Genomic DNA, 12,363 nt, shown 5'->3' on the forward strand with positions numbered 1-12,363 from the left:
TTAGCGTCGCGTCTGCGATGCCTGTGCACTCTTGAATGTCATCCGCGCAACCGCGCCCCTGAGGGGTCAAACGGCGGCTCTGCCAAAACCACAGCTTTGTGCGGGACGCCCAGAACCATCACCTCAACCTCCTGCCCCGGCTCTGCACCGCGCAAGAATGCCAACGCTAACGATTGCCCAACGCCGTACCCATACGCCCCCGAAGTCACGCGCCCAATCGGTTCCCCTTGAGAGAACACCGGCTCGCCCCCCGTCGCATCGGCGTTAGATGCGTCGGTTTGTGCAGCATCGAGCTCTAGAATACACAACTGCTCTCGTGCAGGCTTCGCCAAGGTCTGCATCACCGCGGTCTTATTCAGGAAGTCCTTGTCCATCTTGCACAACCGGTCCAGCCCGACCTCCTGCGGCCAATATTCCGGACTGTATTCCCGCCCCCATGAGCCATAACCCTTTTCAATGCGCAGCGACATCAGCGCACGGCTCCCGACCGGGCCTGCCCCCACCGCCTCGCCTGCGGTAATTAACGCTTCGAAAAGCACCAATTGATCCCGTTCCTCGCAATGCAGTTCCCACCCCAGATCGCCGGTAAAGCTGACGCGCAGTGCCAGCACCTTGATGCCAGCGACCGTGATCCACGCCGAGCGCATGAAGGGAAAATCCGCAGGTGCCAGCGAAGTATTGGTTAGGTTCTGCAACATCTCGCGGGACGCCGGACCGGCGACGTTGAAACCACAGATACGCTTGGTCAAGCTTGCAAAACTGGTACCCTCAGGCAGCGGCACGGCATTGAAAAACCGCTGGTGATAGCGCTCTGCCATCCCCGAGCCGATGATCCAGAATTCATCCTCGGCGGTGCGGGTCACGGTGAAATCGCCCGCAATGCCACCACGCACCCCGATTAGGGGTGTCAGGCAGGAGCGGCCCACTATGCGCGGCATGGTATTGGCGAACAGGGCATTCAACCAGTTTTCGGCGCCTGTCCCTTTGACGCGGTATTTGGCGAAGTTAGAGATGTCGATGATCCCTGCCCGCGCGCGCAGCATCCGCGCTTCTTCCCCGACTTGGGTCCACCAGTCCTGACGCGTGAACCCGTTTGTCTCGTCGACTGATCCGACCGGATAGCCATAATAGAGCGGATGTTCCCAGCCATAGTTCAACCCGAACACGGCTCCCAGGTCCTTTTGCGCCGCATAGGCCGGGCGGGTGCGCACCCCGCGTCCCGCAGCGCGTTCCTCATTGGGGAAGTGGATTTTAAAGCGGTTGGCATATTGGTCGCGCACCCGGGCTTTGGTGAATGCAGCGTCGGCCCAATCGCCAAAGCGCGCCACGTCCCATGCAAACATGTCATAGCGGGTCTCGCCGGTGACGATCCAGTCTGCCGCCAACAAACCCATACCGCCCGATTGGCTAAAGCCCGGAATAATTCCGTTGCAGCAGAAGTAGTTGCGCAGTTCCGGCACCGGCCCGAACAACACGTTGCTGTCGGGCGACCAAATCATCGGGCCATTGATCACCCGCTTGATCCCTGCGGTCCCGACCGCTGGCACACGGTCGATCGCACGCATCATATTGGGCTCGATCCGGTCAAGATCGTCGGGGAAGAGCTCATGGGCGAAATCCAGCGGCGTGCCGTCCTCGGCCCAGAACCGCATGTCTTTCTCATAGGCACCGATCAGCAGGCCTTTGCCTTCTTGGCGCAGATAATATTCGCCATCGCGGTCCGCTACCGATGGCAAGCGGCGATCAAGCGCTGCCACTTCGGCAATAGTCTCCGTGACGAAATACTGGTGTTCGGTCGGTTGCAAGGGCAGCGTCAGCCCCGCCAGCGCCGCAACCTCCCGCCCCCAAAGCCCTGCCGCGTTCACCACCCATTGCGTATGGATATCGCCCTTCTCGGTGCGCACAATCCAGCTGCCATCGGGCTGTGGTTCGGTCGCGGTGACAGGGCAAAAGCGGATGATCTCGGCCCCTGCCTGCCGCGCCCCGACCGCATAAGCGTTGGTGACCCCCGAGGGGTCGACGTTGCCGCCGGAGGGTTCAAACATGATGCAGCGGATGCCGTCGTAGTTGACAAGCGGATGCAGGGCTTCGGCCTCGCTGCGCGAAACTTCGTGGAATTTGAGGCCGTAGTATTTTGCCTTGGCCGCCTGCAGGCGCAACTGGTGCTCGCGGGCTTCGGTCTGGGCAAGGTAGAGCGATCCGGGCTGGAACACGCCGCAGCTTTGCCCCGTCTCGGCCTCCAGCGCGTTATAGAGGTCCATTGTGTAGTTCTGGATGCGGGTGATGTTGTTGTTGTCGTGCAACCCGTGGATATTGGCCGCCGCGTGCCAGGTAGAGCCAGAGGTAAGCTCGTTGCGCTCCAGAAGCACCACGTCGGTCCAGCCCAGTTTGGTCAGGTGGTAGAGGATGGAGCAGCCGATAACGCCGCCTCCGATGATGACGGCTTGGGCGTGGGCGCGCATGAGACTGTCCTGCGAATGGTTGCGTTACAGGTAATCTGGCGTGGCGGCGCACACGTCAGTTGCCTGAATGCGACAGATCTGGTCGCCATGGGACGATGTGGGGTGCGAGGGCGCTTGGGTTGTTTCATTTTATCGCCAAGCGGCGCTGCTCCCGCACCCCACAGATATTCTAGCCCAGAAACAAAATTCAGGTCTTATAGCGGGCGTTAACGGCCTCGCGGACGTCAGCGCGGGCGGAGGCAAGGACGCGGTCGCGGTCGGGGGCGAATGTGATGGCTTCGGCAGCGCGGCGCAGGTGGATTTCCGCGGCCTCGCGCGCTGCGCGGGCAAGATCGGCGTCGGGGTGGCACATCAAGCCGGAAAGCACCGTTTGAAGCCGTTGCTGGACTTCGACGATCTGCACACCGTCCCGGGCGAGTGCGGCAAAGCCGTCTTCGATCAGGTCATCAGGCTCGAGCGGCGGCACGTATAGCCGGTCGAGTTTAGTCTCGCGCTCTTGTTGTTCCTCGTCGATGTAGTTTGACAGGATGCGCCCGATGCGGGTGATCACGTCAATCGCGGTGCCCGGATCGTTGACACCAGGCGACAATGCTTTCGAGCCGACCTCCCCCATGACAACGAGACCGAAGCGTGGATCTTGGTCAAAGGTGCGCAGATCGCCAAGGCGCATGTTGCGGCGTACCGCGTCTTCGAGCGAGACACTGTCATGCGCGTCGCTTTGCGGGCTGCCACGTTTTACGACCATTAGAAGCGGTTCGTTCATGAACACGAATTCGCCGATATTGCGGGTCAGGTAGAGAGCCACGCCGTGGTCCTTGGCGGCTTCGTTCAGGGCTTCGGGATAGATATGCTGAACATAGCCGCTTTGCGCCGCGCGGATCGGTTCGGCGTTTTCAGGGACCGGACCGGTCAGCGCATGGGCCCCCAGACAAGGATTTTCGAGCCGTTCTTTGAATTGTTCGCGGGTTGTGCGCTCGATCTGGCGGGTGGTATCGATCAGGCTGCCGAAAGTCTGCAGATGCAGCACCCAGCGGATCAGGTAGATGACGATCACGGCCAGCACCACAACGGTCATCACAAACAGCACCAGCGCGCGTTCGTCGATGTAGATGCCAAGTTCGCGCATGATGATCGCCACCAGCGCATAGACATAGGCGCCAATGAACACCGCCAGCGTGTTTTGCGTGGTGCGGTCCTGGATAATCAAACGGTGAACCCGCGGGGTCCATTGGGTAGACGAAGCGCGGTAGACCGTGACCATAATGGTGATCGAAAAGGTGGTTACCGCGAGCATCGCATTGGCGATGATGTCGAGCAGCCGGTCGGCCGCAGAGCCGGTCAGCCGGGTGGCGACTTTCTCCGGCACCAAGGGTTCGATCAGCTGGGTCAGGGCAAGCGCCACAAAGGCCATCATGCCCATCATCAGCACCCGCACCCACAGCAACTTGGTGTATTCACGGGTTTTTCGGAGCAATGTAGAGGGCAGCAGGGAATCAATATTCATGCCGCTAACCTAGCGTAGCCAGCGGGGCCGCCAATGGAGAAGACGCTTAAAAGACTGAAAGCGTGTATTTAGTCGGCCGCCGCATAGGGGAAATTCGACATATCTTGTCGGAAAAGCACATGATCGGACCGGCGATGCGCGGCAGGGTCCGGTGAAACAACGCGAAGGATGACCGCTATGCAAACCTCAACCCGTGCCCTGATTATCGGTGGTGGCGTCGTCGGCGCTTCGGTCTTGTATCACCTGACCAAACTGGGATGGAAAGATGTCATGCTGGTCGAGCGGTCGGAATTGACCTCGGGCTCCACATGGCACGCAGCGGGCGGGTTTCACACGCTGAACGGCGATACGAATATGGCGGCGCTGCAGGGCTATACGATCCGGCTTTACAAAGAGTTGGAGGAGATCACCGGCATGTCTTGTGGCCTACACCATGTAGGCGGGGTGACCTTGGCAGATAACAAAGACCGCTTTGACATGCTGCTGGCAGAGCGCGCCAAACACCGCTTTATGGGGCTGGATACCGAGATTGTCGGCCCCGAAGAGATCGCGAAAATCGCGCCGGTCACCAATCTGCAAGGGATTATCGGCGGCCTTTATGACCCGCTTGACGGGCACCTTGATCCTTCGGGCACCACCCATGCCTATGCCCGTGCCGCCAAAATGGGCGGTGCCACGATCGAGACGCATTGCATGGTGCGCGAGACCAATCAGCGGCCCGATGGGACGTGGGATGTGGTGACAGACAAAGGCACCATTCACGCCGAACATGTGGTGAATGCCGGCGGGCTGTGGGCGCGCGAGGTCGGCGCGATGGCGGGGGTCTATTTCCCGCTGCACCCGATGGAGCACCAGTATATCGTCACCGAAGATGTGCCGCTGATCGTCGAGATGGCAAAAGACGGCAAGGAGCACCCGCATGTGATGGACCCTGCAGGCGAAAGCTATTTGCGGCAAGAAGGGCGCGGGCTTTGCATCGGCTTTTATGAGCAAAAATGTCGCCCGTGGTCCGTGGATGGCACGCCGTGGAGTTTCGGTCAGGACTTGTTGCAGGATGACTTTGACAAAATCGAGGACAGCATTGCCTTTGCCTATAAACGCTTCCCTGATCTGGAGCGCGCGGGCGTCAAGAATGTGATCCACGGACCGTTTACCTTTGCGCCCGATGGCAACCCGCTGGTCGGGCCGGTGCCGGGGATGCGCAATTATTGGTCGGCCTGCGGGGTCATGGCGGGCTTTAGCCAAGGCGGCGGCGTTGGCCTGACGCTGGCGCAATGGATGATCGAGGGAGAACCCGAGCGCGATGTAATGGCGATGGATGTGGCGCGTTTCGGCAATTGGACCACACCGGGCTATACCCTGCCCAAAGTGATAGAGAACTATCAAAAACGCTTTTCGGTTTCCTATCCGAACGAAGAACTGCCCGCTGCGCGGCCACATCGCACCACGCCGATGTATGATATTTTCAGCAGCATGGGGGCCGTTTGGGGCGCCCAATACGGGCTAGAGGTCGCGAACTACTTCGCCACAGGGAGTGAGCCGGCGTTTGAAACGCCGTCCTTCCGCCGCTCGGACGCCTTTGATGCCACCGCGAGGGAGGTGATGGCGGTGCGCAATGGCGTTGGCATCAACGAGGTGCAGAACTTCGGCAAGTATCTGGTAACAGGGCCGCGCGCACGTGACTGGCTGGACCGGATCATGGCCGGACGGGTGCCGCAACCGGGCCGCCTGTCACTGACGCCGATGCTGTCGGAAAAGGGCCGGTTGATCGGTGATTTCACCATGTCCTGCTTGGGCGAGGAAGAGTTTCAGCTGACCGCCTCTTACGGTGCGCAAGCCTACCATTATCGTTGGTTCCTCAATCACTTGGAGGACGGCGTTCAGGTAGAAAATATTTCGGACCGGCGAACGGGGTTCCAGATCGCGGGGCCGAAAGCACGCGAGGTTCTACAGGCTTGCACGCGGACCGATGTGGGGGGGATGAAGTTCCTCGACGTGCGGCGCATGATAGTGGGGCAAGCCGACTGTATCGTGCAGCGCGTCAGCTATACCGGCGATCTCGGCTATGAGATTTATTGCGATGCGATGATGCAACGGTCGTTGTGGCATAGCCTTTGGGAGGCAGGCCAGACCCATGGCATGGTGCCTTTCGGAATGCGGGCGATGATGTCGCTGCGGCTGGATAAGTTCTTTGGCTCATGGATGTCGGAATTCTCGCCCGACTACACCGCCGCAGAAACAGGGCTGGACAGGTTCATCAGCTTCAAGAAAAACACCCCCTTCATCGGGCGCAAGCTGGCTGAGGCCGAGCGCGACACCCCGCCTGCACGCAAGCTGGTCGCCTTTGAGGTGCAGGCGCAAGATGCCGATGTGCACGGCTATGAGCCGATCTGGCTGGACGGTGAGGTCGTCGGGTTCTGCACGTCGGGGGGCTATTCGCATTTCGCGGGCAAATCTATCGCGCAGGGGTTTGTGCCGCGCGCCCGTGCGACCGAAGGCCTACAGGTCGAGATCGAGATTTTGGGCAAGATGTGCCCTGCGACGGTGATCACCACACCTTTGTTTGATACCGAGGGAGACCGGATGCGCGGCTAGGTGCAGGGCGGTTTCGTCCGGGCGCACAGTGGGGTAAGTTACGCGCCATGAGCCCTTTCACCATGCCCGTTATTCTATTGGCCGCCGGACAGTCCTCGCGGATGCGGGGGCGCGACAAATTGTTGGAAAAGGTCGACGGGATGCCGCTGCTGCGGCGGCAAGCGATGATGCTGCGCAGTGTGACCACGGGGCCCGTGATTGTCGCCCTGCCTGCGCCCACGCATCCGCGCTATGAGGCTTTGACAGGCTTAGATTTTGCCGCCTTGCCCGTACCGGACGCCGCCGAAGGGATGAACGCCAGCCTGCGCCGCGCTTTTGCGGCCCTGCCGGCAGATGCGCCCTGTGCGATGTTACTGCTGGCCGATTTACCAGACCTGACGGCGGCGGATCTGTGTCAGGTGGCAGCGGCAGTGGACCTTACGACTTCGGCGCAAATTTGGCGCGGGGCGACCGCTTTGGGCAAAGCGGGGCATCCGATTGTCTTTAAGGCCGATCTCTTTGCGCTGTTTGCCGATCTTGTAGGCGATGGCGGCGGCCGTGAGATAGTGCAGGCCGCACAAGGCAACGTGGTGCTGGTGCCCCTGCCCGACTCCCATGCCCGCCGTGATCTTGATACGCTGGAGGATTGGGCCGCATGGCGTGCAGAACGCGGCGCTACCTGAAGCCGCACAACGAAAGACCCTCCGCAGGTACCTGCGAAGGGTCATGGTCTCGTTTCGCCGCAGCGCATTAGCTGGTGAGCAGCGCCGCTTCGTGCTTTTTCAGCGACCGCCGCGCCGCACCGTAAGCGCCGACACCGCTGGGTGACTGCAACTCGGGGAACAGCTCGAAAATCTCGGCTTTTTGCGCATCGCCAATGCTGGCGAGGCTCTCGTCACCGGGCTGGAAGCTTTCGGTCCACGCCCCGTCCGACAGGATCACCTCGTGATGGTCGAACATGATGTGGATGTAGGTCGTCTCAGCCACGTCCGAAACCTCGACACCTGCCATGCCCGTCAGATGCTTGGCCGCGACCAAGACCTCGCGGTCATCGAAATAAAGCGCGGTCTTGTCATTGGCGATCAGCACACGGTGGTTGGGGCTGACGGTCAGATCGCGCTCGGGCAGATCGTTGCCCAAGGCACCTTGGCGGATCAGGATGGGCCGCAGATGGCTGGCCCGCGCCAGTTCCGCCGCGTGCATATCCCGCTTTCCGATCCAGCGGATTTTCTGCATGCCATTATCGCGGGTGATCACACGGTCGCCGACCGCAAGATCCTCGACACGGCATTCGCCCTTGGCCGTGACAATCAGCGTACCGAGCGTAAAGCAGGGCGGCGTATTATCGAAGGGGTCGATCTTTTCAATGTTTTTAAAGGTCACAGCGCCCAGATATGCATCATCGGCGCCGAAAATATCGATAGTGCCGTTTTCGGCTGACTGTTAGCTGGATTTGATCTCATAGCGGCCGCCGTCAGGCACCAACCCGTTCAGGAACAGCCGGTCGAAATCTTCGTCGCCGTCTTCGCCACCATCAACAGTGTCGCCAACATTGAGGCCGTAGAACTGGTCATTGCCCGCGCCGCCCCGCAACAGATCATTGCCCGCGCCACCCGTGATGATGTCATTGCCCGCGCCACCGTCGATGGTGTCATTCCCTGCACCGCCAAAGATGTCGTCGTCGCCGTCGCCGCCGTTAATGCTGTCATTGCCCGCGCCGCCGTCGATGAAATCATCGCCCGCTGCCGCTTCGATCAGGTCATCTTCTGCGGTGCCTGACAGCGTGTCATTGCCTGATGTTCCGATAATATTGGCCACGTTACTCTCCCGTAATCACCTTACACACGCGCCACATGCTGGCGCTGAACCCTGACGAGAAACCTAGCACATTTTTGGCAAATTTGCGCCCAATTCTCGCCTAAACCTCTTAAATTGGTTAATTTTTTTTGCACCCGGTACAACCTTAACCTGCAAAGGTTTCCCCTACGGAAACAAAGACCGCTCTACATAGGTACTAAATAAAAAAACGGAGCGGTTTCCCGCTCCGTTTTCCTGCGCCTTCGGGGCGAACCCCGGCTGGCAGCTGCATATTCCTTGAGCGATTCGCTTTACTTGGTCAGCAATTTCGCTTCGTGTTTCTTCAGCGAGCGGCGCGCGGCGGTATAGCCTTCGATGCCTCGCGTCGTCGCCAATTCTGGGAACAGTTCCAGAATTTCGTTGCGCTGTTCTTCCCCGATACCGGCAAGGGTCATGTCACCGGGCTGGAAGCTTTCGGTCCAGGCCCCGTCAGACAGGATCACCTCATGACGGTCGAACATGATGTGGATGTAGGTCGTGCTCGACACATCCACGATGTCCACGCCCGCCAGTCCGGTCAGGTGTTTGGCCGCGACCAGAACTTCACGCTCTTCGAAGTAGAGCGCTGTTTTGTCGTTGGCCACCAGAACGCGGTGGTTGGGGCTGACCATCATGTCGCGCTCGGGCAGATCGTTGCCTAGCGCGCCCTGGCGGATCAGCACCGGTTTCAGATGCGCGGCACGCTCGAACTCGGCACCGGTCATATCGCGGGCCCCCACCCAGCGAATTTCCTGAATGCCGTTATCGCGCGTGATCACGCGGTCGCCCACTGCCAGTTCCTCGACACGGCGCTCGCCCTTGGGCGTGGCAATCCGTGTTCCGGGTGTGAAACAGGGGATCACGTTCTCGATTTCCACAAAGTTCAGTGTGTCACCGAATGCGTTATTGTCTTCGTCAAAGTAGGTGACAAAGCCGTCTTCGCGGTCTTCCGAGGTATAAGTCACCTCAAGACGTCCGCCCTCAGGGGCCGAGCCGCGCAGATCCAGCGTATCATTGTCGATCTCACCGGAGCCGCCATCGATCTGGTCGCCGGCATTGACGTTGACGAAGGTATCTTGGCCTGCGCCGCCGGTCATGGTGTCGATACCGGCACCCCCATCCAGCAGATCGTCGCCCTGACCGCCCATAAGGAAGTCATCGCCGTCGCCGCCATAGAGCATGTCGTCTTCGCCGCCACCATCAAGGCTGTCGTTGCCCTCGCCACCGATCAGGGTGTCGTTGTCACGGTTGCCGCGCAGGGTGTCATCGCCGGTGCCGCCTTCAAGCAGATCGTTGCCCTGCCCGCCAGAGATGCTGTCGTTGCCCTGACCGCCCAGCAACGTGTCATTGCCAGTGTTGCCGTTGATGATGTCATCGTCGATCTCGCCGTCGATGTAGTCGTCACCCGACCCACCATTCAGGAAGTCAGCATCGTCTGCACCATAGATAACGTCGTTACCCGCGCCGCCATAGACCGTGTCCATGCCGTTGTTGGGGTTCCGGTCTGGAGAGAAACCGCCGGTGTCTTCGTCAGTAATATTAACCACATCAGGGATCAGTTCGGGGTCGTTACCAGCATAGATCGTATCGTTGCCGTTGCCGCCCAGCAGCATGTCGTTACCTTCGCCGCCGACGATCCGGTCGTTGCCATCGTTGCCTTCGACATAGTCATCGTCGATGCCCGCGTTGATCACATCGTCGCCGGTGCCACCAAAGATGGTGTCGCGGTCGTCGCCGGTGCGGATGGTATCGTTGCCCGCGCCGCCATAAACCAGATCGCGGTCATTTTCAGGATTGGAATCTCCTTCATAGCCGAACGGATCGGTTGTTGCCGAAGGGTAGCCAAGATCAGGTGCCAGATCGCCATTGCTGGTATCGATGTCGTCGTTACCGTCGCCACCTTCAACCGTGTCGCTGCCCTCACCGGAGCGGACGGTATCATCGCCGCCGCCAGCGCGGACATAGTCATCATCGGTGCCAGGGGTCGGGAAAATCGAGTCCCCGTCGTCGATCATGTCGCCGTTCGGATCACCGGTATAATCGATGTCGATCAAGTTGTCGCCATCGTCCCCGTCAACATAGCCATCAGGTGTCGGGCTGACAGGACCTGCGCCCACGTTGACGGTGGCAGTGCCTTCATCGGTCAACAGGCCTGGGTCAGACACGGTATAGGTGATTGTCGCTGTGCCGGAGAAGCCGTCGTTGGGAGTAAAGGTAACTGTACCGTCGCCATTATCGTCCAAGGTGCCATCCGGGCTGCTAAAGGACGCCAGTGACAGCGTATCGCCGTCGACGTCGGTATCGTTGCCAATCAGGTCCACGACGACAGATGTATCGAAGGCAGTCGAAGCTTCGTCATCCACAGCCACAGGCGCATCGTTGACCGGATTAACCGTGACATTGACTGTGCCGGTGGTGGAGCCGTCATTACCGTCGTCCACAGTGTAGGTGATCGTGGTTGCACCGTTAAAATCTGTGTTGGGCGTGAAAACAACTTCGCCTTCGGGCGTGAAGCTGACCGAACCATCGGTGCTGGTGGCGCTTGTCAGCATCAGTGGGTCGCCGTTGGCATCACTGTCGTTGTCCAGCACGTTGAGCGGCTCAGAACGGGTATCCTCGTCGGTGATCAACTCATCATCTACAGCAACCGGGTCGTCATTGCCCCCCATCGGGTTCTTGCCCATGTCGTCAAAGGTGACGTTGTCGATAGCGCCGGAGCCTTGGAAAACGACCTCGACGCGCGCCACGCCTTTGACGTTCAACTGAACAGTACGCTCGCCGCCATCGCCTGTCGGATCGACAAACTGGTTGTCGATGACACTGCCGTCGGCCGCGTAGAAGATCATCCGCGTGCCTTCGCCAGCGGTTTCTTCAATATCTTTGAAGGTGATGGATTTCATCCGCACACCGTCTTCGTAGTCAAAATCGAAGAAGATGCTGCCGCCAGTTGCGTTGTCATCAGGGTCTTCGCTGTCTCCGTCTTCGGAGATGATCAGCAAGCCACCCAAAGTGTCGGACGCGAGATCGTCATCGCCGCCGGTGGGATTGCTGCTGTCAAAGATCATGGCTTGGCCGGAACCGCCTGTCGCAGAGACGGCTACGCCTTCTGCTGCGTATTCGTCATCGATAACTGTTCCAGCGGCAAATGCGTTAAAATCAAGTGTTCTGATCATTGTAAATTCTCCTAGACGTTGTTGCACGCGGCGCGCAACGCGGCCGTATTGAAAGCGGGTGCCGGTGTGGCAGGTGATGCGGAGGCATCAGAGTGCAGTCGGAGCCATTTGGACCGGATCGTCCTGCGCGGGCTTAATTCACTGCTCATCAGTTCCTCCATTCGTACTCGTTAACTTCGGGCCGCATGCACGGCAGACCGAAGCGACACACACCACAAAGACCAATAGGAGACAGCCGAACGGCATCCAGCCCAGAAGAGCACCTCTCCCGCACCTTTACGCGAATACGTTTGCAACTTGCGCAGCGTACACACGTCTCCCACATCGCAGCGATGCGTAAAGAAGTGGCCGCCCCCGTGGCCTTCAGACTTTGCCCCCCAGATGGGCAAGTACATTCATATCCTTAGGTATAGGATCAACAAAGTGAAAAATGTCCGAAAAGTGTTCGCAATCCTGATTGGCCTCCGCCGATCAGGACGATAAACGCCCTCTCACTCGCGGTCTGGTTGAGTATTGTTTCCAAGGGCTTGGCGCTGAAAGCTTACATATCTCCAATAAATATTGAATTTATGACCCAACAACGGACCAAGACTAGCGCAGCCCAAACGCGCTACTGTTAACCAGATGGAAACAAACCGGCTGCGGTAAAGCGCCGATGGGCCTGCCTTGTTCTCGTCATGACCAGGTACTGCGTGTTTACAAGCTGGAACCAATCGCCAAATTCCCGCTCTACTGGTTCGGAGCCCGCCTCGTTTCCGCCATATTTGCGACGAATCAAATTCAAATCGGGCATGCAGCTTGAGCGGGGTCGCCC

Annotated in this window: 7 protein-coding genes; 2 read left to right on the forward strand and 5 right to left on the reverse strand. The window is 59.3% G+C overall.

What is annotated here, in order from left to right:
- Nucleotides 1-38: 38 nt before the first annotated feature.
- Together BM174_RS04155 and BM174_RS04160 are read right to left on the reverse strand one after the other, a co-directional pair.
- Nucleotides 39-2,462, reverse strand: a complete 2,424-nt coding sequence (locus BM174_RS04155; protein ID WP_093922559.1) for a GcvT family protein — start codon at nt 2,460-2,462, stop codon at nt 39-41.
- Nucleotides 2,463-2,649: 187 nt separating this feature from the next.
- Complete coding sequence (locus BM174_RS04160) at nt 2,650-3,966, reverse strand: DUF2254 domain-containing protein (RefSeq protein WP_093922560.1); 1,317 nt, start codon at nt 3,964-3,966, stop codon at nt 2,650-2,652.
- Between the two features lie 177 nt (nt 3,967-4,143).
- Between BM174_RS04160 and BM174_RS04165 the strand changes: the two genes are divergently transcribed.
- Both BM174_RS04165 and BM174_RS04170 read left to right on the forward strand, forming a co-directional pair.
- Nucleotides 4,144-6,561 (forward strand): GcvT family protein, encoded by a 2,418-nt coding sequence (locus BM174_RS04165; RefSeq protein WP_093922561.1) that lies wholly within the window; start codon nt 4,144-4,146, stop codon nt 6,559-6,561.
- Between the two features lie 47 nt (nt 6,562-6,608).
- Nucleotides 6,609-7,223 carry a nucleotidyltransferase family protein gene (locus BM174_RS04170; protein WP_093922562.1) on the forward strand — a complete coding sequence of 205 codons (615 nt, stop codon included), beginning with the start codon at nt 6,609-6,611 and terminating at the stop codon, nt 7,221-7,223.
- 67 nt (nt 7,224-7,290) lie between these two features.
- Here the strand turns inward: BM174_RS04170 and BM174_RS21330 are convergent, their stop codons facing one another.
- From BM174_RS21330 to BM174_RS04180, 3 genes are all read right to left on the reverse strand, one after another.
- On the reverse strand, nt 7,291-7,923 hold the full coding sequence (locus BM174_RS21330; RefSeq protein WP_245766261.1) for a Hint domain-containing protein: 633 nt from the start codon (nt 7,921-7,923) through the stop codon (nt 7,291-7,293).
- A gap of 60 nt (nt 7,924-7,983) precedes the next feature.
- Nucleotides 7,984-8,358, reverse strand: coding sequence for a calcium-binding protein (locus tag BM174_RS21335; RefSeq protein WP_245766262.1), 375 nt, complete (start codon nt 8,356-8,358; stop codon nt 7,984-7,986).
- A 290-nt stretch (nt 8,359-8,648) separates the two neighbouring features.
- Entirely contained in the window at nt 8,649-11,549 is a 2,901-nt protein-coding gene (locus BM174_RS04180; RefSeq protein WP_093922563.1) for a Hint domain-containing protein, read from the reverse strand.
- Nucleotides 11,550-12,363: the final 814 nt, after the last annotated feature.

The organism is Sulfitobacter brevis (assembly GCF_900112755.1).
Taxonomy (GTDB): domain Bacteria; phylum Pseudomonadota; class Alphaproteobacteria; order Rhodobacterales; family Rhodobacteraceae; genus Sulfitobacter; species Sulfitobacter brevis.

Coding starts and splice junctions, on each gene's coding strand:
- BM174_RS04155 (WP_093922559.1), bottom strand. CDS start 2,462: ATGCGCGCCCACGCCCAAGCCGTCATCATCGGAGGCGGCGTTATCGGC.
- BM174_RS04160 (WP_093922560.1), bottom strand. CDS start 3,966: ATGAATATTGATTCCCTGCTGCCCTCTACATTGCTCCGAAAAACCCGT.
- BM174_RS04165 (WP_093922561.1), top strand. CDS start 4,144: ATGCAAACCTCAACCCGTGCCCTGATTATCGGTGGTGGCGTCGTCGGC.
- BM174_RS04170 (WP_093922562.1), top strand. CDS start 6,609: ATGAGCCCTTTCACCATGCCCGTTATTCTATTGGCCGCCGGACAGTCC.
- BM174_RS04180 (WP_093922563.1), bottom strand. CDS start 11,549: ATGATCAGAACACTTGATTTTAACGCATTTGCCGCTGGAACAGTTATC.